The sequence below is a fragment of the Burkholderia sp. Tr-20355 genome (genome assembly GCF_017104685.1).
GTDB classification, from domain to species: Bacteria; Pseudomonadota; Gammaproteobacteria; order Burkholderiales; family Burkholderiaceae; genus Burkholderia; species Burkholderia seminalis.
The window spans coordinates 1-22,578 of sequence record NZ_JAAGPK010000043.1 but is presented as its reverse complement, the minus strand read 5'-3'; the positions used below and the strand labels follow the sequence as shown (position 1 = coordinate 22,578).

General features: G+C 69.3%; 15 protein-coding genes and 1 pseudogene. 5 read left to right on the top strand and 11 right to left on the bottom strand.

Features of this window, described 5'->3' with window-relative positions:
- Positions 1–945 precede the first annotated feature (945 nt).
- Positions 946–4,518 carry an indolepyruvate ferredoxin oxidoreductase family protein gene (locus G3N62_RS14175; protein ID WP_124670241.1) on the top strand — a complete coding sequence of 1,191 codons (3,573 nt, stop codon included), beginning with the start codon at positions 946–948 and terminating at the stop codon, positions 4,516–4,518.
- A gap of 96 nt (positions 4,519–4,614) precedes the next feature.
- Here the strand turns inward: G3N62_RS14175 and G3N62_RS14170 are convergent, their stop codons facing one another.
- On the bottom strand, positions 4,615–6,282 hold the full coding sequence (locus tag G3N62_RS14170) for a Na+/H+ antiporter (protein ID WP_034189152.1): 1,668 nt from the start codon (positions 6,280–6,282) through the stop codon (positions 4,615–4,617).
- A gap of 283 nt (positions 6,283–6,565) precedes the next feature.
- Here G3N62_RS14170 and G3N62_RS14165 point away from each other — a divergent pair, with 283 nt between their 5' ends.
- The 3 genes from G3N62_RS14165 to G3N62_RS14155 all read left to right on the top strand — a co-directional run bounded on the left by G3N62_RS14165 (position 6,566) and on the right by G3N62_RS14155 (position 9,827).
- Positions 6,566–7,852, top strand: a complete 1,287-nt coding sequence (locus G3N62_RS14165) for an EAL domain-containing protein (protein WP_034189153.1) — start codon at positions 6,566–6,568, stop codon at positions 7,850–7,852.
- A gap of 122 nt (positions 7,853–7,974) precedes the next feature.
- Complete coding sequence (locus G3N62_RS14160; protein WP_059558851.1) at positions 7,975–8,700, top strand: copper homeostasis protein CutC; 726 nt, start codon at positions 7,975–7,977, stop codon at positions 8,698–8,700.
- 50 nt (positions 8,701–8,750) lie between these two features.
- Positions 8,751–9,827, top strand: coding sequence for a suppressor of fused domain protein (locus G3N62_RS14155; protein ID WP_124670240.1), 1,077 nt, complete (start codon positions 8,751–8,753; stop codon positions 9,825–9,827).
- A 62-nt stretch (positions 9,828–9,889) separates the two neighbouring features.
- Here G3N62_RS14155 and bioB read toward each other — a convergent pair whose 3' ends face one another.
- The 9 genes from bioB to aceK all read right to left on the bottom strand — a co-directional run bounded on the left by bioB (position 9,890) and on the right by aceK (position 19,951).
- Positions 9,890–10,909, bottom strand: a complete 1,020-nt coding sequence (gene bioB / locus G3N62_RS14150; RefSeq protein WP_034189156.1) for a biotin synthase BioB — start codon at positions 10,907–10,909, stop codon at positions 9,890–9,892.
- 41 nt (positions 10,910–10,950) lie between these two features.
- Entirely contained in the window at positions 10,951–11,673 is a 723-nt protein-coding gene (gene bioD, locus G3N62_RS14145; protein WP_034189157.1) for a dethiobiotin synthase, read from the bottom strand.
- A complete protein-coding gene (gene bioF, locus G3N62_RS14140) occupies positions 11,670–12,854 on the bottom strand; it encodes an 8-amino-7-oxononanoate synthase (RefSeq protein ID WP_124670239.1) in 1,185 nt (394 codons plus the stop codon). The genes bioD and bioF overlap by 4 nt, the downstream gene beginning before the upstream one ends.
- Positions 12,851–14,197: an adenosylmethionine--8-amino-7-oxononanoate transaminase gene (gene bioA / locus G3N62_RS14135; protein WP_069706972.1), complete on the bottom strand. Its 1,347-nt coding sequence runs from the start codon at positions 14,195–14,197 to the stop codon at positions 12,851–12,853. The genes bioF and bioA overlap by 4 nt, the downstream gene beginning before the upstream one ends.
- A 468-nt stretch (positions 14,198–14,665) precedes the next feature.
- A complete protein-coding gene (locus G3N62_RS14130; RefSeq protein ID WP_034189160.1) occupies positions 14,666–15,931 on the bottom strand; it encodes a CocE/NonD family hydrolase in 1,266 nt (421 codons plus the stop codon).
- Positions 15,932–16,037: 106 nt separating this feature from the next.
- Positions 16,038–16,475, bottom strand: a complete 438-nt coding sequence (locus G3N62_RS14125; RefSeq protein WP_034189161.1) for a YchJ family protein — start codon at positions 16,473–16,475, stop codon at positions 16,038–16,040.
- 39 nt (positions 16,476–16,514) lie between these two features.
- Positions 16,515–17,192 carry an SDR family oxidoreductase gene (locus tag G3N62_RS14120; RefSeq protein ID WP_069706973.1) on the bottom strand — a complete coding sequence of 226 codons (678 nt, stop codon included), beginning with the start codon at positions 17,190–17,192 and terminating at the stop codon, positions 16,515–16,517.
- Positions 17,193–17,294: 102 nt separating this feature from the next.
- Positions 17,295–18,065, bottom strand: a complete 771-nt coding sequence (can, locus tag G3N62_RS14115) for a carbonate dehydratase (protein WP_034189163.1) — start codon at positions 18,063–18,065, stop codon at positions 17,295–17,297.
- A 68-nt stretch (positions 18,066–18,133) separates the two neighbouring features.
- Entirely contained in the window at positions 18,134–19,951 is a 1,818-nt protein-coding gene (gene aceK, locus G3N62_RS14110; protein WP_034189164.1) for a bifunctional isocitrate dehydrogenase kinase/phosphatase, read from the bottom strand.
- 304 nt (positions 19,952–20,255) lie between these two features.
- On the opposite strand from aceK, the gene G3N62_RS14105 reads away from it, so the two are divergent.
- Positions 20,256–21,335 carry an MBL fold metallo-hydrolase gene (locus G3N62_RS14105; protein ID WP_034189165.1) on the top strand — a complete coding sequence of 360 codons (1,080 nt, stop codon included), beginning with the start codon at positions 20,256–20,258 and terminating at the stop codon, positions 21,333–21,335.
- Positions 21,336–21,351: 16 nt separating this feature from the next.
- Here the strand turns inward: G3N62_RS14105 and G3N62_RS14100 are convergent.
- Positions 21,352–22,428: pseudogene (locus G3N62_RS14100) on the bottom strand (ATP-binding cassette domain-containing protein); the annotation flags it as partial.
- Between the last annotated feature and the right edge of the window lie 150 nt (positions 22,429–22,578).

Here is a 22,578-nt window from a genome sequence, read left to right as displayed (position 1 = left end):
GGCGTCCGATCGGGTGACAGGCCGCTTCGGGCATGGCTTGCCGCCCGCCGGCGCGCTTTGGAACACGCTTTCGCGATCGATCTGTCGAGGCGCTCCGATGTGGATATCCGGCGTCATAAGCCACTCGAAGCGCTGTGGTTTCCAACGGTGAAGGGGCGTGCATGGCCGGAAGGCAATGCAGGTTCGGGCACGGAAAACGGTCGCCGTGGCCAGTCGAAACCCTGTGCATGTCGACGGTGAGGGAGAAGCGGTGGCCGCGCCGCATGCGTATTCCGGCGTGAGGATCCGACGGACAAAGCCACTCTCGGCCCTGTGTATTCGAACGGTGAGGGTGGACAGCGGATCGACGAAACGAGCAGGCCGAGATGGGGATATCCACCGCCATCAACCACTCGCCGCGCTGTGACTTTCAACGGTGAGGGTCGGCGCCGGAGCGAACCGCGTGCCGGTTCCGGATGTGGATATCCCGGTCCCGACGCCACTCGAAACGCTGTGCAATCGAACGGTGAGCGCGCGAACCCGGTCGGCGAGAAGGGTCCGACGTTGTGGACATCCGGCGCGCCGGACCAATCGGAACGCTGTGCATTGCAACGGTGAGGGGGACCGCCCGATTCCCGCGAAACCCTTGTCGCGCGGGGTTCGAGCGCCAGTCGATGGGCGCGAGGCGCGCCTTGCGGCACGCGCGGGCTGGTGGGCCGCCCCTTTTGTCGTGCCAGCCGGCCGTCCCGGCGTCCCGCCAACCGCTCGCCCGGTGCTCGCGTGAAAACTCTCTCAAATTCCGGCAAAAACCTGCGCGGTTTTTCTCGCACAAGCGCCGGTCGAGCAAGATGAGAAAAAACATTCTCGGCTGCGCGCGAAAAAATAGAGCCATTCGCTGCCGCCGGTCACCCGCCGCCCGATGGCCCGCCGCGCAGCCCAGAACAGCACAATCCGGAGACTTCCCCCATGACTGCCCGCCTGCCCGTCGACGGCACGCCTACCCTGTCCGACTACCGACTGACCGACAACCTGACCGCGACGCGCGGCCGGATCTTCCTGACCGGCACGCAGGCGCTGATCCGCCTGCTGCTGATGCAGCGCACGGTCGATACCGAACAGGGCCTCAACACGGCCGGCTTCGTCAGCGGCTATCGCGGCTCGCCGCTCGGGATGGTCGACCAGCAGCTGTGGAAGGCGAAGAAACTGCTCGACGCGAGCAGCGTGCGCTTCCTGCCGGCCATCAACGAGGAACTCGGCGGCACGGCCGTGCTCGGCACGCAGCGCGTCGAGGCCGATCCCGAGCGCACGGTCGAGGGCGTGTATGCGATGTGGTACGGCAAGGGCCCGGGCGTCGATCGCGCCGGCGACGCGCTGAAGCACGGCAACGCATACGGTTCGTCGCCGCACGGCGGCGTGCTGGTCGTCGCGGGCGACGATCACGGCTGCGTGTCGTCGTCGATGCCGCACCAGAGCGACTTCGCGATGATCGCGTGGCACATGCCGGTCGTGAACCCGGCGAATATCGCCGACATGCTCGAGTTCGGCCTGTACGGCTGGGCGCTGTCGCGCTACTCGGGCGCGTGGGTCGGCTTCAAGGCGATCTCGGAAACGGTCGAGTCGGGCTCGACGGTCGACCTCGATGCACTGCAGACGCGGTGGCCGGCGCCGGCCGGCTTCACGCCGCCGTCGGGCGGGCTGCACAACCGCTGGCCCGACCTGCCGAGCCTGACGATCGAGGCGCGTCTCGCCGCGAAGCTCGACGCGGTGCGCCATTTCGCGCGCACCAACAGCATCGACAAGTGGATCGCGCCGAGCGCGCACGCGAACGTCGGCATCGTCACCTGCGGCAAGGCGCACCTCGACCTGATGGAAGCGCTGCGCCGTCTCGACCTGACGGTCGCCGATCTCGACGCGGCCGGCGTGCGGATCTACAAGGTCGGCCTGTCGTATCCGCTCGAGATGACGCGCGTCGAGACCTTCGTCGACGGGCTCGACGAAGTGCTCGTGATCGAGGAGAAAGGCCCGGTCATCGAGCAGCAGATCAAGGACTACCTGTACAACCGCGCCGAAGGCGCGCGCCCGCGCGTGCTCGGCAAGCACGACGCCGCCGGCGCCTGCCTGCTGTCCGAGCTCGGCGAGCTGCGCCCGTCGCGCATCCTGCCGGTGTTCGCCGACTGGCTCGCGCGCCACAAGCCGGCGCTCGACCGGCGCGAGCGCGTCGTCGATCTGGTCGCGCCGCAGATCCTGTCGAACGAGGCCGACGCGGTGAAGCGCACGCCGTACTTCTGCTCGGGCTGTCCGCACAACACGTCGACGAAGGTGCCGGAAGGCTCGATCGCGCAGGCCGGCATCGGCTGCCACTTCATGGCGTCGTGGATGGAGCGCGACACGACGGGGCTGATCCAGATGGGCGGCGAGGGCGTCGACTGGGCCGCGCACGCGATGTTCACGAACACGAAGCACGTGTTCCAGAACCTCGGCGACGGCACCTACTTCCACTCGGGCATCCTCGCGATCCGCCAGGCAGTCGCCGCGAAGGCGAACATCACGTACAAGATCCTCTACAACGACGCGGTCGCGATGACGGGCGGCCAGCCGGTCGACGGCAGCATCTCGGTGCCGCAGATCGCGCGCCAGGTCGAGGCCGAAGGCGTGTCGCGCTTCGTCGTCGTGTCCGACGAGCCGGAGAAGTACGACGGCCATCACGGACAGTTCCCGACGGGCACGACCTTCCATCACCGCAGCGAGCTCGACACGGTGCAGCGCGAGCTGCGCGAGACGCCGGGCGTCACCGTGCTGATCTACGACCAGACCTGCGCGGCCGAGAAGCGCCGCCGCCGCAAGAAAGGCGAATTCCCCGACCCGGACAAGCGCCTGTTCATCAACGACGCGGTGTGCGAAGGCTGCGGCGACTGCGGCGTGCAGTCGAACTGCCTGTCGGTCGAGCCGCTCGAGACGCCGCTCGGGCGCAAGCGTCGCATCGACCAGTCGTCGTGCAACAAGGACTATTCGTGCGTGAACGGCTTCTGCCCGAGCTTCGTGACGGTCGAAGGCGCGGCGCTGAAGAAGGCGGCCGGCGCCGCGTTCGACGAAGCGGCGCTCGCCGCGCGCGTCGACGGGCTGCCGGTGCCGGCGACGCATCTCGACGCGGCGCCGTTCGACATGCTCGTGACGGGCGTGGGCGGCACGGGCGTCGTGACGGTCGGCGCGCTGATCAGCATGGCCGCGCACCTCGAAGGCAAGAGCGCATCGGTGCTCGACTTCATGGGCTTCGCGCAGAAGGGCGGCTCGGTGCTGTCGTTCGTGCGGATCGCATCGAGCGACCGGTGGCTGAACCAGGTGCGCATCGACACGCAGCAGGCCGACGTGCTGCTCGCGTGCGACATGGTCGTCGGCGCGAGCGCGGAAGCGCTGCAGACGGTGCGTCACGAGCGCACGCGGATCGTCGTCAACACGCACCGGATCCCGAACGCGTCGTTCGTGCAGAACCCGGATGCGAACCTGCATGCGGATGCGCTGCTCGAGAAGATGCATCACGCGGCCGGCGACGGCTACCTGTCGAGCTGCGACGCGCAGGCGCTCGCCGCGAAGTTCCTCGGCGATTCGATCGGCGCGAACATCCTGATGCTCGGTTACGCGTGGCAGCTCGGCCTCGTGCCGGTGTCGCTCGCCGCGATGATGCGCGCGATCGAGCTGAACAACGTCGCGGTGCCGATGAACAAGCTCGCGTTCTCGATCGGCCGGATGGCGGCCGGCGACGCGGCGGGCCTCGACGCGTTGTGGAACGCGCGTCACACGGTGGCCGTGCATGCGGCGCCCGAGACGCTCGCCGGGCTGATCGCCGATCGCGAAGCGCGTCTCGACGCCTACGGCGGCGCGCGTTACGTCGAGCGCTACCGTGCGCTCGTGAACGCCGCCCGCGCGAAGGGCGACGACGCGCTGACGCGCGCGGTCGCGACGACGTTCTACCGGCTGCTCGCGGTAAAGGACGAATACGAAGTCGCGCGGCTGTACACGGACGATGCGTTCCGTACCGCGCTCGAGGCGCAGTTCGAAGGCGTGCCGGGGCAGGCGTACCGCGTGAAGTTCAACCTCGCGCCGCCGACGGTCGCGAAGGCCAGCCGCGACGGCAGCGCGCCGAGGAAGCGCGTGTTCGGCCAGTGGATGTGGCCGGTGTTCGGCATGCTGGCGCGCGTGCGCAGCCTGCGCGGCACCTGGCTCGACCCGTTCGGCCGCACCGTCGAGCGCAAGATGGAGCGCGCGCTGGCCGACGACTACGAGACGACGCTCGCGCGTGCGTTCGCCGCGATGACGGCCGGCAATGCGGCGCAGGTCGTGCAACTGGCCGACCTGCACGCCCGCGTGCGCGGCTTCGGTCACGTGAAGGTGCGCAACCTGGCCGGCGTGAAGCGCGCGGAGCGCGAGCTCGCGCTGCAGCTCGGCATCGATGCGGCGACGAGCGCGGCCGTGCAGCACGCGCTCGACGAGATGAAGGGCGCGGGGATGCTGAAGGGGATTCCGGTCGTCGTCGCGAAGTAACGCGAACGTGTGGGGAAGTGAAAACGGCGATGCCTGGGCGTCGCCGTTTTTTCATGCGTCCCGGCCGTTGTGCGCGGGCCGTTTCCGGCCCGTCAGTCAGAGGATGCCTTTCTTGCGCGTCGACAGCGCGGTTTCCGACAGGTCGATCTCGCGGATCAGCTTCGTCAGCGTCTCGTCGGAAATCTTGCTGTCGCTGCGCAGCCGGTACAGCGCGGAGCGCTCCGCGCGCACGGCCGCGATCCGCATCTGCAGCTCCATCGTTTCGGCCTGCTTCGCTTCCGCGCGCGGCGTGGGGCCGTCCTCGGCCAGCGCGGAGAGCCGGCGGCGGTACTGGTCCATCACGCGTGCGGAGATGTCCGCGCAGCGCGCGGCGCCCGATTCGTCGAGACCGGCCGAGATCGCATCGTGCGACGAATCGATCGCGCGGATCGCGGCCTGCGCGGCGGCCGCGCGCGCGGTGCGCTCCTCGTCGCCGAGCGGGTTGCGCGTCGAGCGCACGCCGCGCAACAGCAGCGGCAGGCCGATCACCGCGACGATCAGCGAGCCGAGGATCACGGCCGACGCGACGAAGATCGCTGTGTCGCGCCCCGGCAGCGGCGCGCCGTCGGACAGCGCGACCGGGATCGACAGCACGCCCGCGAGCGTGACCGCGCCGCGCACGCCGCCGACCGTCATCACCGCGATCGTGCGCACGCCGGCCATCGTGCCCGCGAGGCCCTGGCGCGCGGCGCGGCGGCTCGCGAACCAGCGCAGCAGCCAGACCCACAGGAAGCGGATCGCATACAGCGCGAGCATCATCGCGCACACGTTGAAGATCATCCGGCCGACCAGCGCGTCGCTCGTGTGGTGCGCATCGACGAGCGCGCGGCCGATGATGTGCGGCAACTGCAGCCCGAGCATGATGAACACCATGCCGTTGAACACGAACTCGATCATCGCCCACGTGCTTTCGGCACGCACGCGCGACGCGACCGTGCTTTTGCGCGAGAAGCTCGTGTAATTCATCATCATCCCCGCCGACACGGCCGCGAGCACGCCCGACAGATCGAGATGCTCGGCGAACAGGTAGGCCGCGAACGGCACGAGCAGCGTCATCACGATGCCGGGGGCCGGATCGCCTTCCTGCTCGGCGTTCAGGAAACGCGTCGACAGCGCACTGAACACCCATGACACGATCGCGCCCGTCGCGAGGCCGCCGGCGGCGACGATCACGAACGTGACCGACGCGGCGCGCAGCGAGAACACGCCGGTCAGCGCGGCCGCGATCGCGAACTTCAGCGCGACGAGGCCCGACGCGTCGTTCATCAGCGCCTCGCCTTCGAGGATGTGCATCAGTTGCGGCGGGATCCGGCCCTTGCCGGCGATGCCGGACAACGCGACCGCGTCGGTCGGCGACAGCACGGCCGCGAGCGCGAACGCGATCGGCAGCGGCAACTCGGGAATCAGCCAATGCGCGAAGTAGCCCACTGCGAGTACCGTCATGAACACGAGCCCGAACGCGAGCATCAGGATCGCGCGGCGCTGCAGGTACAGCTCGCGTTTCGGAATCCGCCAGCCGTCCGCGAACAGCAGCGGCGGAATGAACAGCAGCATGAAGATTTCGGGGTCGAACGTGACGTGCAGGTTCAGCTTCGGCCATGCGAGCAGCGCGCCGAACGCGATCTGCATCAGCGGCAGCGGCAGTTGCAAAGGCAGGTTGCGCGTGACGGCGCCGGACAGCGCAACGGTCAGCAGCAGAATCAGGACTGTGAAGACGATTTCCATCGATACGGCGAATACGGGGAATGAAACGATCGTACGGAGTGTAGCGTGCCGACGTGACGGCTGCGCTCGAGCGGCCGGTGCGCGCGCACGAAGATGGTGCGTCGGGCGTGTGCCAAGGTGGTGCGATGGCCCGGCGCAGCCGCATGGCATATGGGTTGTCGGCGCCTTGCACGGAGCTTGCTTGAAGGTGGCAGCCGCCCGGCTTCGATCGGGCAACCGAGGGTCCAACCATGACATTGCACGTACTGTCCGCTTCGTCGGACGGCGCGACCAGGAGGAAGGCATGACGATCGTTCAACAGGAGCGTCCGTCCGCCGCGTCGCCGTACCGGTTCGAGCGGGAGATGAGTTCCGGCTTCGAACGTCTGGCCACGCAGCATCACGACCTGACGCTGACGACCGTATTCCAGCCGATATTCAGCTTGTCGCACCAGCGTGCGGTCGGCTACGAGGCGCTGTTGCGCGCGCACGATGCGCTCGACCGCGCGGTGTCGCCGCTCGACGTGTTCGGCGAAGCCGCCCGCCGGGGCGAGCTGCTGCAGCTCGACCGGCTCGCGCAGGCGCTGCATCTCGAGAACTTCGCGCTGCTCGGCGCCGAGCGCGAATGGCTGTTTCTCAACGTCCATCCGGGCGTGCTGACCGATCCGTTCCAGGCGGCCGCGCTGCTCGCGAACCTGAAACGGCTCGGCATGCCGCCGCGCCGCATCGTGCTCGAAGTGCTCGAGCAGCGCGCGGAAGACGTCGAGCGCCTCGCGGAGGCCGTGCGTGAATTCCGCACGCATGGCTTCCTGATCGCGCTCGACGATTTCGGCGCCGGTCATTCGAACCTCGAACGGATCTGGCAGCTGAACCCGGACATCGTGAAGCTCGACCGGATCATGCTGTCGCACGCGGCACACCGCACCGGGCTCACCGCGATCCTGCACGGGCTCGTCACGTTGCTGCACGAGGCCGGCAAGCTCGTGCTCGTCGAAGGGATCGAGACCGAGCACGAGGCGCAGATCGCGCTGTCGTGCGAGGCCGATTTCGTGCAGGGCTACTACTTCGGGCGCCCGGCGCCGGGGCTGCCGGACAGCGCGACCGCGACGGGCTGCATCGGCGAGCTGACCGAGCGCTTCCGTCAGCAGACCGAAGCGCGCGAGCGGCGCGACGCGCAGCGGCTCGCGCCGTATCTGCGCGCGTTCGAGCGGGCGGCCGAGCGTCTCGCGGCCGGCGAGCCGCTCGACGAGGTGTGCTGGAACTTCCTCGCGCTCGACGCGGCCGCGCGCTGCTTCCTGCTCGACGCGCACGGCCGCCAGTCGGGACGCAACGTCGTGCTGCGCGCCGATCGCGCGCTGAGCGAGGCGCGCTTCTCGCCGCTGGCCGACGCGCAGGGCGCGAACTGGCTGCGTCGCCCGTATTTCCGTTCGGCGATCGCCGAGCCGGGACGCGTGCAGGTTACGCGGCCGTACCTGTCGATCAACGAGGCGCAGCCGTGCGTGACGCTGTCGGTGGCCGTGCGCGTCGGCGATGCGCAGCGCGTGCTGTGCGGCGATATCGACTGGGTCGACGACGAAGCGGACGCCGGCTAGCACCGCCCGGATCGCATGCGGCGATCGGGGCGCGGCGGCGCGGGACGGCCGCCGTCACGCTGGCGTCCGTCACGCGGCTCGGCTAGGATGCGCGAATTGTCCAGACGATTCGCGGGCCGCCCATGAACCGACATGCCGCTTCTTCCGTGCTTCTCGAAGTGATCGCCACGACCGTCGGCGATGCAAGGGCCGCCGCCCGCGCGGGCGCCGACCGCCTCGAACTCGTGACCGCGATCACCGAAGGCGGGCTGACGCCGAGCGTCGGCCTGATCGAGGCCGTCGTGGCCGCCGTGCCGATTCCCGTCAACGTGATCGTGCGACCGCACAGCCGGTCGTTCGTCTATGACGCCGACGATCTGCGCGTGATCGAGCGCGACGTGCGCGCGGCCGTCGCGGCCGGCGCGAACGGTGTCGTGTTCGGCGCGCTCGACGCGCGCGGCGACGTCGATCTCGAGGCGCTGGCCCGCATCGCGGCCGCCGCGGACGGCCGGGCGCTCACGTTCCACCGTGCCTTCGACGTCGCACGCGATCTCAACGCCGCGTTCGACGCGCTGCTGCGCGTGCCGGCCGTCACGTCCGTGCTGACGTCGGGCGGCCATCCGTCGGTGCTCGATGCCGTCGCGACGATCACGCGGCTGGTGCGGCAGGCCGCCGGTTCGACCTGCACGGTGCTGGCCGGCTCGGGGCTCACGATCGACGCGGTCGGCGATTTCGTTCGCGCGACCGGCGTGCGCGCGGTGCATTTCGGCTCGGGTGTGCGGCCGCGCGGCGAGGTGCTGGCGCCCGTCGACGAACAGCGCGTCGGGCGCGTGCGCGCGGCGCTCGACGGCGCGACGTCGCACGTGTGACGGGCGCGGCGGCACCACGCACCAGAACACGCATCGAGGGCGAGGGCCACATGACCGACGCAACCCACGACACACCGGACGACGCCGCCCCCGGCTGGGACGCGATCGACGGCGCGCTGGCCCGCCTTTATCCGGGCCAGGCGCCGAAGCACTACGGCACGCTGGTCAAGTGGCGGCTCGGCGGCCCCGACCCGCTCGACGGGATCAGCGTGTGGAAGCGCGCGGCGCCCGTGCCGCACTGGCACTTCGTCACGTACGGGCTGAGCGAGCTGTACGAGAAGGCGTCCGACGATCCGGCCGTCAGCGGCTTCGGGTTCGAGCTGACGATGCGCGTCGCGTGCGCGGCCGGCGACGACGAGCCGCCGCGCTGGGTGTTCAGCTTCCTGCAGAATCTCGCGCGCTACGTGTTCGAGAGCGGCAATGCGTTCGACGATGGCCACTGGATGACGGCCAACGGCCCGATCGCGCTCGATACCGGCACGGCGCTCTGCTCGATGGGTTTCGCGTTCGATCCGGAACTGCCGGCGATCGACACGCCGCACGGCCGTCTCGCGTTCCTGCAGGTCGTCGGGCTCACGCTCGACGAAGAGCGCGCCGCGAAGCGCTGGCGCACGCGCGCGCTGCTCGACGCGCTGCTGCCGCACATGCCGCTCTGGGTGACCGATCTCGGCCGCGCGTCGCTGCTCGAACGGGCGGACGTGCGCGAGCAGGTCGATGCCGGCACGCAGCGCGACGGCTCGGCGAGCGGCTACCTGTTCACCGACGTGCTCGGATGGGGCACGCGCAAGCGGCTGCTGCGCGCGCCCGTGATCGAGATCACCGTCGGCGCACGGCAGGTCGAGGAACTCGTCGCGTTGCTGCCGTTGCGGTTGCCGTTCGACCGGTCGTTTCGCCTGGTCGGCCATGACGGCGCGGTGCGATTCGTGCGCGCCGACGCGAACGGCGTGACCGACGAAGACGGCACGCTGACGCTGCGCCTGACCGACGCGACGGTGCGGGCGCTGGCGCGCACGCTGAAGCCGCGCGCCGGCGAGTATGCGATCGACGGGCTCGACGGCGTGCGCTGGCGCGTGGAAAAGACGATGATCCGCGACGCGAACGGCAACCCGGTGCAGACCATCGGATGAAAAAAAACCGGGGCGTGCCCCGGTTGTTTCGTCGGCGAACCCGGCCCGCCGGCCGAGGTCGCTTACGCGCTGGCCGACATCGCGTCCGCGTCGCTCGCGCGGATGCCGAGGCGCTCGAACAGCGCGCGGTCCTTCTGCGATTGCGGATTGCTGGTCGTCAGCAGCTGGTCGCCGTAGAACATCGAGTTCGCGCCGGCGAGGAAGCACAACGCCTGCAGCCCGTCGTCGAGCTGCTCGCGGCCGGCCGACAGGCGCACGACGGCCTTCGGCATCGTGATGCGCGCGACCGCGATGGTGCGCACGAACTCGAACGGATCGAGCGGCGCGGTGCCTTCGAGCGGCGTGCCTTCGATCGCGACGAGGTTGTTGATCGGCACCGAATCCGGATACGGGTTCAGGTTCGCGAGCTGCGAGATCAGGCCCGCGCGCTCGCGGCGCGATTCGCCCATCCCGATGATGCCGCCGCAGCACACGTTGATGCCGGCGTCGCGCACGCGGTCGAGCGTGTCGAGGCGGTCCTGGTACGTGCGCGTCGAGATCACCTGGCCGTAGAACTCCGGCGACGTGTCGAGGTTGTGGTTGTAGTAGTCGAGGCCGGCGTTCGCGAGCTGCTGCGCCTGTTCGTCCTCGAGCATGCCGAGCGTCATGCAGGTCTCGAGGCCGAGTTCCTTCACGCCGCGCACCATCTCGGTCAGCGCCGGCATGTGGCGTTCCTTCGGATTGCGCCATGCGGCGCCCATGCAGAAGCGGCTCGCGCCGTTCGCCTTCGCGGCGCGCGCGGCGTCGAGCACCGCGTCGACGTCCATCAGCTTCTCGGCCTTCAGGCCCGTGTCGTGATGCGACGATTGCGAGCAGTAGCCGCAGTCTTCCTCGCAGCCGCCCGTCTTGATCGACAGCAGCGTCGACAGCTGCACCGCGTTCGCGTCGAAATGTTCGCGATGCACTTGCTGCGCGCGGAAGATCAGGTCGTTGAACGGCAGCGCGAACAGCGCGACGACGTCGGCGACGCGCCAGCGCTGCGGGGCCGGTGCGGCCACGGGAATCGCGTCGGGTTGCACGGCGGCGGTCTGGGCTTGGGTCATTTCGGTTTCCTGTCCTGGGCGGGAATGGGGATTCGGTTGGGTCAACGCCGCGCGGTGCGCAGCGACTCGACGAGCGCGTCGATGTCGAGCATCGCCGCGGCGGATTCGGGCGCGGCCGGCGCCATGTACGGAATGCGGCCGATGAGCGGGGCGCGATGCTCGCGGGCGAGCCAGTCGCGCAGCGTCGCGACGTTCTCGTCCGGGAACGACATCGCCGGGTCGACATGATTCGCGACCCAGCCCGCGAGCGCGAGGCCGCGCTGGCGAATCGCGTCTGCCGTCAGCAGCGCGTGGCTGATGCAGCCGAGCCGCACGCCGACCACCATCACGACCGGTACGCCGAGCGCGACCGCGAGGTCGGCCATGTCGCGTGTGTCGGTGAGCGGCACCCGAAAGCCGCCGGCGCCTTCGACGACGACGATGTCCGCGCGCGTCAGCGCCTCGCGATGGCACGCGACGATCGTGTCGATGTCGAGCGTCACGCCTTCCCGCGCGGCGACGATGTGCGGCGCGGCCGGCGCCTTCAGCAGGAACGGGGTGCGCAGCTCGGGCGGCAGCACGACGTTCGCGGCCGCATCGAGCTGGTCGGCGTCCTCGTTGCGCCAGACGCCGTCGCGTTCGTACGCGCCGGCCGCGACGGGCTTCAGCGCGGCCGCGCGCAGGCCGCGCCGCGCGAAGCCGTGCAGCATCGCGGCCGAGACGAAGGTCTTGCCGATCTCGGTGTCGGTGCCGGTGACGAACAGGGAGAGCGGGGCGGGGTTCATGCGGCTTCCTCGCTGGCCTGGATCAACGCGGCTTCGAGCCGCGCGAGATCGTCGAACGAATGCGCGGCCGACAGCGACACGCGCAGCCGCGACGTGCCGGCCGGCACGGTCGGCGGCCGGATCGCGGGCACCCACAGGCCGTGCGCGTCGAGCGCGCGCATCGCCGTGAGCGTGGCGTCGTTGCTGCCGATCACGAGCGGCTGCACGGCCGTGTGCGAGTCGACCGGCTGCCAGCGCGTGTTGCGCAGCAGCGCGCGGGTGCGGTCGATCAGCGCGGCGAGGTGCGCGCGTCGCGCGTCGCCTTCGTCGCCCGCGATGACCTTCAGGCTGGCCGATACCGCATGCGCGACGGCCGGCGGCGCGGCCGTCGTGAAGATGTAGCTGCGCGCGCGCTGGATCAGCCATTCGATCACGGTTTCATGCGCGATCACGAACGCGCCCGCGACACCGGCCGCCTTGCCGAGCGTGCCGACGTACACGAGATGCGGCGAACGCAGCGCGGCGGCGGCCAGGGCGCCGCGGCCCTGCGGGCCGAGCACGCCGAAGCCGTGCGCATCGTCGACGACGAGCCACGCGCCGTGGCGTTCGGCCAGCGCGACGAGTTCGGCGAGCGGCGCGAGATCGCCGTCCATGCTGAACACGGTATCGCTGACGATCAGTTTCGTTTCGGCATCCGAGGCGTCGAGCAGCACGGCGAGCGCGGCCGTATCCGCGTGCGGATAGACCTGCACGTTCGCGCGCGACAGCCGCATGCCGTCGATCAGCGATGCGTGGTTTAGCGCGTCGGAGAAGATCGTCGCGCCCTGGCCGGCGAGCGCCGTCATCGCGGCGAGGTTCGCCATGTAGCCGGTGCTGAAGTACAGCGCGCGCGGTGCATCCGAGAAGCCGCCCGCGAAGCCCGCGAGTTCATCCTCGAGCGTCGCGTGCGCGCGCGAATGGCCGCCGAGCAGGTGCGAGCCGCCGCTGCCGGAGCCGTAGCGCCGCGCGCCTTCGGCGAACGCGGCGACGAGCGCCGGATGCGCGGCGAGGCCGAGGTAGTCGTTGCTCGCGAAGCCGACGATCTCGCGGCCGTTCACGGTCATGCGTGCGTCGCACGCGGTGTCGGCGATGCGGCGCACGCGGCGCAGCCCTTGCGCGTCGAGATCGGCGAGGCCGCGTTGCAGGGTGTCGAGCAGGCTCATCGGCCGATGTCCTCCAGCGTCGCGTCGAGCGTGTCGCGCGTGCGCTGCGCGAGCCATGCGATGTCGTCGTCGCTCATCACGTACGGCGGCATCAGGTACACGGTCGTGCCGATCGGGCGCAGCAGCAGCTCGCGCGCCAGCGCGTGTTCGAAGAAGCGCCGCGAGAAGCCGCGCGCCGCGTCGCCGTCGAGCGCGACGTCGAATGCGAACAGCGTGCCGCGCGCGCGCAGGTGGCGCACCCGCGGATGCGCGTCGAGCGGCGCCAGCGCCGCGCGCAGCGCTGCCGATTTGCGGATGTTTTGCGCGAGCACGTCGTCGCGCGTGAACAGGTCGAGCGTCGCGACCGCCGCGCGGCACGCGAGCGGGTTGCCGGTGTACGAGTGCGAGTGCAGGAAGCCGCGGGTCGTGTCGTCGTCGTAGAACGCCGCGTACACGTCGTCGCGCGTGAGCACGAGCGACAGCGGCAGGTAGCCGCCGCTGATGCCTTTCGACAGGCACATGAAATCGGGCCAGACGCCGGCCTGCTCGCACGCGAAGAAGGTGCCGGTGCGACCGCAGCCGACCGCGATCTCGTCGGCGATCAGGTGCACGCCGAATTCGTCGCAGAGGGCGCGCAGCCCGCGCACGTACGACGGATCGTGCATCGCCATGCCGGCCGCGCACTGCACGAGCGGCTCGACGATCAGCGCGGCGATGCGCTCGCCGCGTTCGACGAACAGGCGCCGCACGTCCGCGAGCGCGCGGCCCGCGACGTCGGCGGCCGTTTCTCCCGGCAGCGCGCCGCGTGCATCGGGCGATGCGACGACGTGCGCATGGCGGATCAGCGGATCGTACGCATCCTTGAACAGCGCGACGTCGGTCACGCCGAGCGCGCCGATCGTCTCGCCGTGATAGCTGTTCGCGACGCAGACGAATTCCTGCTTGTTCGCGCGGCCGCGGTTGCGCCACGCGTGGAAGCTCATCTTCAGCGCGATCTCGACGGCCGACGCGCCGTCCGACGCGAAGAATGCATGGCCGAGCGTGCGCGCGGTGAGCGCGTGCAGCCGTTCGGCGAGCTCGATCGCGGGCTCGTGCGTGCAGCCGGCGAGCATCGCGTGCTCGAGCGTGTCGAGCTGGTCCTTCAGCGCCGCGTTGATGTCCGGGTTTGCATGGCCGAACAGGTTGACCCACCACGAGCTGATCGCGTCGAAGTAACGGCGGCCGTCACGGTCGTACAGCCACACGCCCGCGCCGCGCGCGACGGGGACGAGCGGCAGGCGCTCGTGATGCTTCATCTGGGTGCAGGGATGCCAGACCGCGCGCAGGCTGCGCGCGACCCAGTCGTCGGTGGCTGGCGTACTCAAGGCGACTCCGGGGGGTAAAACGGCCGCGCGGCATCGACGGATGCCGCGCGGCGGAACACGAAACGCGGTGAGATTAGCGTGTTCCGCCGGACGTTGCACTAGCGGTTACAAACCCCGCAAAGCCTTGCCGGGCGGGAGTTCGGCGCAGTTCGGGGGGGCTCGGAACCGAACGCGGCGGATGCGGGAAAATAACCGTAGATGACGACGTTCGAGTGAGCCCCCCTGACAGAAAAAAATCGCGGGCCGCGCGCCGGCATGACCGGGAAAAACGGGGATCGAAGACCGGCGCGAGGGGGCGGCGTGACGCCACGCACGCGAGGCGGCGGCCGAATGGTCTACGGAATCAGCGGCGAACAGGGGCGGCCGGCAGGGCAGGCGGGGCGGCATGCCGCATGGCCGCGAGCAGGGGCAAGGCGGAAGGAGGTGCCGGATCGGGCGGAACGGGCGCGGCGGACGATCCGCCGCGCGTCAGCGCGAAGCGAGTGCGTGCGTATCGGCGTCGCGCGTGTTGGCGTCGCCGTTGTCGGCCGTCTGCGTCGTGTTCCACACGACCCGGTCGTTGACCGCATACAGCCGGCACGCGCCCGCGCCCTGCTTCGCGCAGTTGTCGAGCGCGAGCGCCATCGGGTCGTCGCCGCCTTCCGCCCACGACCACGCGCCTTCCGACGATACCGCGAACGCGCGGCTCGGATGCTGGTTCAGGAAGCGGCGATAGCCTTCGCGGCCGGCTTCGTCGACATACGGCACCGCGTTGACCGCATCGATCGACGCATAACCGGTGGCCTTCGGCTCGTGCGGGTTCGCGACCGCGTAGCGCACCGAGGTCGGCAGGTTCAGTTCCGCGAGGAACGCATGCACGGCCGGCCACCACACGGGCACGCCGTCGCGATCGACGATCAGGCGGTGCGCGTCGTCCTTGTAGCGGCCGAAATCGATGAACAGCGCCTGGGTGCCGTGCGACACGTACGCGTCGTGCATCTGCGCGACGAGTGCGGGCGTCCAGACCGAATCGTTGTCGCCGTACAGCCACAGCGAGCGCACGGCCGTGTGCGCGCCGTACTGGTCGAACGCATCGACCAGGTTGCGCTGCCAGCCGTCGCACAGGTCCTGGCGCAGCCCGCCCGAGAAGTTGATGATGCCGCGCACGCCCGGCGCGGCTTCGGTGCCGTACGCGACCGACGCGAGGCCGCCGTGCGACGTGCCGGCGACGACGATGCGCGACGCATCGACGTACGGCTGGTGCGACATGTAGCGCACCGTCGCGTCGACGTCGGCGGCCTGCGCGAGGCCGTTCTTGCCGACGTTGCAGCCTTCCTGCTGGTACGTGCCGCCCGAGCCGGCGAAGCCCTGGCGGTTCGGCGCGATCACCGCATAGCCGCGGCGCACGAATTCGCGCGCGAACGCGAGCGGCCGGCTGCGCGGCTGCAGATGCAGATCGCCGGTGTTCTTGCCGTGGTTGAAGACGACGAGCGGGAACGGGCCGGGGCCGTCCGGCTTGAAGAGCGTCGCCTCGAGCGTGACGGCGCCCGAAGCGTCGGCCGGGATGCGGAGAATCTGTTCGTTGAGATCGGCCGCGACCTGCGGCAGGTTCGAGTCGCCGTAATCGAAGCGCTCGGCATGGGCGAGCGAGCCGCTCGCGCCCGCACCCGGCGTTGCGTTCGGCAGCGCACCGGCCTGAGCGGCCGACAGCGCGCCGGCCGCCATCCATCCCACCAATACCTTGCTGAACGCCATTCGTAAGCCCTGCCATGCAACATGACCAATTCGAGGTCATCCTAGCCCGACAAAATCGGGTTGTGCAATGCGGGAATTACCCGGCGTCTGACACAGCAACTATTTGTCAGCGATCACTTACTTCGCCGTCGACGTAACGCCAGAAACCGTGCTCGTCGCGCTCGAAACGGCTCGTCTCGTGGAGCCGGTGAGCGCGCCCGCCGACCTTGTAGCGGGCCACGAATTCGACCTCCGCGTGGCGTTCGTCGAGCGGCGCATGGCGTTTGACCGCGAGGCCGAGCCAGCGCGGCGCGTCGGGGGCGTCGGGGTCGGTATCGAGATCGGGCGGGCAGGTGCGCGCGGCCCAGGTTGCGCGCAGGTAGTCGGTCGCGCCGAGTACGTACGCGCTGTACCGCGAGCGCATCAACTCGAGCGCGGTCGGCGCGGCCTCGCCGCCGTCGATGAAGCGGCCGCAGCACGCCGCATAGCGCGGCGCCGGCGCTTTGCCGGCGGGCGCGGGGGACGCGCCGCCGCACGGGCACGCGTCAGGTCGGTTCAAAATCATGCGAAACGGGAATTAACGACGTTCGGTTGTCGGTTCGGCTCACCAGCTCAGCTCGATGCCGTCGTACTGGAAGAAGCGGCCGTTGGCCTGCGACACGTCCGCACCGGATTCCGCGATCACGCGGCGCATGCCGGTCACGCTCGTTTCCGGGGCGATCGCGGCCTGCGCGCCGCCCATGTCGGTGCGCACCCAGCCGGGGTGCAGCGAGATGCACGCGGCATGGCGCGTCTGCAGCGACGCGATGCGCAGCGCATCGTTCAGCGCGGCCTTGCTCGCGCGGTACAGCCAGCCGGTCGTGCCGGTCGCCTCGGCGATGCTGCCCATCCGGCTCGACACGACCGCCAGCACGCCGCGCGCGTCCTCGACGAGCGGCAGCAGGATCGGCAGCAGCTGCATCGGCCCGCGCACGTTCGTATGCATCACCGCGTCGAAATCCTCGGCCGTGATCGTCTCGACGCCTTCGGTGCGCGGCCCGTACACGCCCGACACGAGCACGGCCGCATCGAGCCGTTCGCCGTCGAGCTTCCAGCCGAGCGCCGCGATCTGCTCGGGCCGCGCGATGTCGAGCGCATGCGCGTGCGCGCCGAGCGCGCGCAGCGCGTCGAGCGACGCTTCGTCGCGCGCGGTCGCGATCACGTTCCAGCCGTCGCGCCGGTACTGCCGGACGAATTCGCGGCCGAGGCCGCGCGATGCGCCGACGATCAATACGGTTTTCATGCCCGTCGCTCCTTTCCTGGGCGCCGCCTGGGCGGTGCCGGTGTCAGATCCGTTCGAAATGGGTCGCGGCCGCGTGACGGCGGCCGCCACGCGCATGCCGCGTTACTGCGCGTCGTCGCACGGCTTCAGCGTGGCGGCGACCGCCTGCGCGACGCCTTCGAGCCGCCGCGCGGCGTCCGCCGCGATCATGTCGTTGTCCGGCGCATGGTTGCCGCCGGCGGTGAGCGCGGCCACGCAGCGCTTGTAGGTCTCGTCGAGCGCGTCGAAGTTCGACACGGCCATCCCGAGGTTGCGCATCCGGCCGTCGTGCACGCCGTACACGAGCCCGTGCACGGTGAGCGACTGGCCGCGGGCCCACGCGTCGTTGACGATCGTCGTGCGGCATACGTTGACGACCTGCTCGATCGCGTTCAGCTCGATCAGGCGGCGATAGCGCGCTTCGCCGACCGGCCAGTCCTCGAGCAGCGCCGCGTGACGCTCGCGCACGTCCTGCACGTGATGCAGCCAGTTGTCCGCGAGGCCGACGCGCCGGTTGAGCAGCGCCGCGTTCACGCCGGAGCAGCCGTAGTGGCCGACGACCATGATGTGCTTCACGCGCAGGATGTCGACCGCGAACTGGATCACCGACAGGCAGTTCAGGTCGCTGTGCACGACGACGTTCGCGATGTTGCGGTGCACGAACACTTCGCCCGGCGGCAGGCCGATGATCTGGTTCGCGGGCACGCGCGAATCCGAGCAGCCGATCCACAGGTACTCCGGCGCCTGCTGGTCGGCGAGGCGCGCGAAGAATTGCGGATCGTCCTCGAGCTTGCGCTTGACCCAGGCTTCGTTGTTGTCGAACAGATGTGAGAGCGGATTGTCTGGGGTATTCATCGGTGTGGATTCCGTTGACGGAAATCGGATCGATATCGGATCGATCGGCAGGTTCGGTGTCCGCGGCGTCAGGCGGCGCGCTGCGCATCGCCTTCGCCGTCGTTCTGGTCCGTCGCGCCGAAGCGCGCGGGGTAGCGCACGTTGAAGCGCAGCGCTGCGTCGTACGGATAAAAATCGGGCAATTCGCCCTGCATCAGGCGGTCCTTGCTCGCCTGCCACAGCGCGGGATCGAAGAAGTCCGCGTGGTGCTTCATGAACACGTCGCGCACGCGCGGGTCGCCGAGCAGGAACGGTCCGTAGGTCTCCGGAAAGATGTCGTGCGGGCCGACGGTATACCACGGTTCGCCGGACAGCTCGTCTTCCTCGTTGCGCGGCGGCGGCACGCGGCGCACGTTGCAGTCGGTCAGGTACTCGATCTCGTCGTAGTCGTAGAACACGACGCGGCCGTGGCGCGTGACGCCGAAGTTCTTGTACAGCATGTCGCCCGGGAAGATGTTCGCCTTCATCAGCTCCTTCACCGCATTGCCGTATTCCTTCACGCCGTGCTCGACGTCCGCGTCGCTGCCGTTCTGCAGGTACAGGTTCAGCGGCGTCATCCGGCGCTCGATGTACAGGTGCTTGATCACGAGGTTGTCGTCCTCGTATTCGAGCAGCGACGGCACTTCCTTCTCGAGCTCGCGCACGAGCGCGTGGTCGAGCCGCGCGAGCGGCAGCGCGACGCTCGAATACTCGAGCGTGTCGGCCATCCGCCCGAGGCGGTCGTGGCGCTTCACGAGCTGGTACTTCTCCATGATCTGCGCGCGCGTCGTTTCCTTCGGCGGCGGGAAGTGGTCCTTGATGATCTTGAACACGTACGGGAACGACGGCAGCGTGAACACGAGCATCACGAGGCCCTTGATCCCGGGCGCGATGATGAAGCGGTCGCTCGAATGCGACAGGTGGTGCAGCAGGTCGCGGTAGAACAGGTTCTTGCCCTGCTTCTGCAGGCCGACCGACGTGTAGATCTCGGCCTTCGGCTTGCCCGGCATGATCGTGCACAGGAAGTCGACGTACGCGGACGGCACGCCCATGTCGACGAGGAAGTACGAGTGCGAGAAGCTGAAGATGATCTGCAACTGGTCGCGGCGCAGCAGCACCGTGTCGAGCGCGAGCAGGCCCGGCCGCACGTGGCGGATCGGCACCGCGAACGGCAGCACGCGGTCGGCGTTGATGATGCGGCCGATGATGTACGCGCTCTTGTTGCGGAAGAACAGCGACGACAGCACGTGGATCTGGAAATTCGGCGCCGCGTCGAAGTGGCCGAATTCGTCGTCGATCGCCTGCATCACGCAGCCGATGTCGCGCGGGAGATCCTCGAACGCCGGTTCGAGCTGGAAGTTCGTGACGACGCGCTCGAGCGTGGCGGCGAGCCCGTCGGTGCCCGGATAGTACGCGCGGTAGGTCGGTTTCGCGGCCGGCTCGTCGTTCTCGAGATACTCGGTCGAGATCGCCGGGCGCACGAAGATGAAATCGTTGCTGAAGTACGACCGGTGCAGGATCTTGCAGCACACCGAATTGAAGAAGGTTTCCGCGCACTCGGGCTGGCGGTGCGACGTGAGCAGGCCGATGTAGTGCAGCTTGATCTGCTGCCACACTTCGTCGTCGATGTTCTCCGCGTCGTATTCGTCTTCCAGCAGCTCGACGCATTCCTGCACGCGCTCGTCATATGACGTGATCCGCTCGCGTGCGAGCCGCTGCAGCCCGTGCCAGTCGGAATGCTCGAACAGCGTCTTCGCCTCGACCGCCGCTTCGCGGAAGATCCGGTAATGGCGATCGAAGTATTCGAGCATCGTCTGCGCGACGTCGAAACCGATCTGCGACGACAGCAGTTTGGGGAAGTGATTCATCGCGTGCAGGCTCGTTCGGGAGGGGCTGTAAGCACTCGCCATTTTAGCGCCCAAGTCGGCGTTTCAATGACTTTCGGGGTGACGCGCCAACGGCGTCCAATCGGCGCGTTGTTCGCCGTTGCGTGCGGTTCGGTGCATCTTCGCGTAAAGATACGGGTACGGAACCGATTCTGGCACGAACTTTTTTTGACCGCCCGGCCGCCGCCGGGCACGCGTTTCGCACGACGGCGATAGAATCGACGCACCGCCCGCCGTGCCTGCCGCCGGCGGGCATTCGCACCGATAACGACGAGACGCCCCACCGATGAACGCACTGGAACACCAACTCGACTATCCCTTTGCCGACACGCTGCCTGCCGCGGGCGACACGTTCGAGGTCGCGCCCGGCGTGCGCTGGCTGCGCATGCCGCTGCCGTTCTCGCTCGATCACATCAATCTCTGGCTGCTGCGCGACGAGATCGACGGGCAGCAAGGCTGGACCATCGTCGATTGCGGGATCTCGTCGGACGCGATCCGCGCGCACTGGGAGCAGATCTTCGACACGCATCTCGACGGCCTGCCGGTGCTGCGCGTGCTGGTCACGCACTGCCACCCCGATCACTTCGGCCTCGCGAACTGGTTGTGCGAAGGCGGCGACCAGGGCCGCTGGAACGTGCGGCTGTGGATGACGCTCGGCGAATACATGTTCGGCTGCCTGATGGCGGCCGGCAACGGCTCGAACGCGGGCGGCGCGGCCGCCGCCGATCACTTCGCGCGCCACGGGCTGACCGATCCCGCCGCGCTCGACAAGCTGCGCAACCGCCGCGGCTACTACTCGGATCTCGTGCCGGCCGTGCCGCCGCGCTACCGCCGCCTGCGCGAAGGCGACGCGGTCGGGATCGGGGCGCGCACGTGGCGCGTCGTCACCGGCTTCGGCCATTCGCCTGAACATTGCGCGCTGCACAGCGAAGCGGACGGCGTGCTGATTTCCGGCGACATGGTGCTGCCGCGCATCTCGACGAACGTGTCGGTGTTCGACCTCGAGCCGGAAGGGAACCCGCTCGCGCTGTACCTGCAGTCGCTCGGCCGCTACGAGACGATGGCGGCCGACACGCTCGTGCTGCCGTCGCACGGCAAGCCGTTCCGCGGCGTGCGCACGCGCATCGCGCAGCTGCGCGAACACCACGATGCGCGGCTCGCCGAAGTGCGGGTCGCGTGCGCGGAAAAGCCGACGAGCGCGGCCGACATCGTGCCGATCATGTTCCGCCGCCGCGAGCTCGACATCCACCAGATGACGTTCGCGCTCGGCGAGGCCCTCGCGCACCTGAACCTGCTGTGGCTCGCGGGCGAGCTCGTGCGCGAGCAGGGCGACGACGGCGTGCTGCGGTTCCGCGCCGCCGGCTGAGCGCGCTTCGTCGTCCTTACACGACGGGTTCGTAGCGCCACCCGTCGCGATGCCATTGCATCGTGTGCGTCGGCTCGAGCGCGGCGAGAAACGCGGCGTCGTGCGACGCCACCACGATTGCGCCCGGGAAACCGGCCAGCGCGGCTTCGATCGCACGCACCGATTCGAGATCGAGGTGATTGGTCGGCTCGTCGAGCAGCAACAGCTGCGCGGGCGTGCCGCGCCACAACGCACAGGCGAGCGCGGCCTTCAGCCGTTCGCCGCCGCTCAGCTGCCGGGCGGGCTGCGTCGCGCGCGTTGCATCGAGCTGCAACAACGCGAGACGGCTGCGCAGGTCGCCTTCGGCGAGCGGTGTATCGAGCAGCCCCAACTGCTCGACGATCGAATGCTCGGGGTCGAGCAGCGCGAGCCGCTGGTCGAGATAGGCGGCGCTGACGTGCGTCGTGCAGGCACCTGAGCGCGGTTCGAGTTCGCCCGCGAGCATCCTCAGCAAGGTCGATTTGCCGCAGCCGTTCGGGCCCGTCAGCGCGACGCGCACGGGGCCGCTCGCGGACCACGTGATTTCGCCGGTGCCGCCCGCGACGCGCCACGGCGGTTGCGCACGGTCGAGCGTGAACAGCTGGCGGCGCGCGCTGACCTCGGTACCCGGCAGCGATACGAGCACGGGGGCATCTTCTTCGACGCGCGCGGCCGCTTCCTGCACGCGTTCGTCGAGCGTCGCCTTGAAGTCGCCCTGTTGACGCCGGACGGCCCCCATGATGTTGCGCGCCGCCCCCTTGCGGCTTTGCTTCGCCCCCGACGACAGGTTCGCCGTCTTCGCGTCGCGCAGCGATGCGGCCGCGTGACGCTGGATCGTGTCGTGTTCCTGTTCGAGCCTGCGCCGTACGCGCCCGCGCTCGGTGCGTGCATGGTCGAGCGCCGCTTGGGCGGCCTGCTGCGCCGCGTCGCGCTGCGCGCGGTAGAGCGCGTAGTTGCCGCCATACGAGCGCGCACCGTGCGGCGTCAGCTCGACGATGCGCTGCACGCCGGCGAGCAGCGCACGATCGTGGCTGACGATGACGACGCCGCCGCGCCAGCCGTCGAGCGCCGCGCGATCGGAAGAGCGTAGTGTAGGGCAAGAGTGTCAAGGGCAGTGTAGATCTGGGCGGGGCACGGCTGATTAACAATCAAAACGACACGCAGGATGGGAGCGCCAACGTGTACATCGACACCGAGCCATACACCGTCTACACCGTCCACTCTA

Coding starts and splice junctions, on each gene's coding strand:
- G3N62_RS14175 (WP_124670241.1), top strand. CDS start 946: ATGACTGCCCGCCTGCCCGTCGACGGCACGCCTACCCTGTCCGACTAC.
- G3N62_RS14170 (WP_034189152.1), bottom strand. CDS start 6,282: ATGGAAATCGTCTTCACAGTCCTGATTCTGCTGCTGACCGTTGCGCTG.
- G3N62_RS14165 (WP_034189153.1), top strand. CDS start 6,566: ATGACGATCGTTCAACAGGAGCGTCCGTCCGCCGCGTCGCCGTACCGG.
- G3N62_RS14160 (WP_059558851.1), top strand. CDS start 7,975: ATGAACCGACATGCCGCTTCTTCCGTGCTTCTCGAAGTGATCGCCACG.
- G3N62_RS14155 (WP_124670240.1), top strand. CDS start 8,751: ATGACCGACGCAACCCACGACACACCGGACGACGCCGCCCCCGGCTGG.
- bioB (WP_034189156.1), bottom strand. CDS start 10,909: ATGACCCAAGCCCAGACCGCCGCCGTGCAACCCGACGCGATTCCCGTG.
- bioD (WP_034189157.1), bottom strand. CDS start 11,673: ATGAACCCCGCCCCGCTCTCCCTGTTCGTCACCGGCACCGACACCGAG.
- bioF (WP_124670239.1), bottom strand. CDS start 12,854: ATGAGCCTGCTCGACACCCTGCAACGCGGCCTCGCCGATCTCGACGCG.
- G3N62_RS14130 (WP_034189160.1), bottom strand. CDS start 15,931: ATGGCGTTCAGCAAGGTATTGGTGGGATGGATGGCGGCCGGCGCGCTG.
- G3N62_RS14125 (WP_034189161.1), bottom strand. CDS start 16,475: ATGATTTTGAACCGACCTGACGCGTGCCCGTGCGGCGGCGCGTCCCCC.
- G3N62_RS14120 (WP_069706973.1), bottom strand. CDS start 17,192: ATGAAAACCGTATTGATCGTCGGCGCATCGCGCGGCCTCGGCCGCGAA.
- can (WP_034189163.1), bottom strand. CDS start 18,065: ATGAATACCCCAGACAATCCGCTCTCACATCTGTTCGACAACAACGAA.
- aceK (WP_034189164.1), bottom strand. CDS start 19,951: ATGAATCACTTCCCCAAACTGCTGTCGTCGCAGATCGGTTTCGACGTC.
- G3N62_RS14105 (WP_034189165.1), top strand. CDS start 20,256: ATGAACGCACTGGAACACCAACTCGACTATCCCTTTGCCGACACGCTG.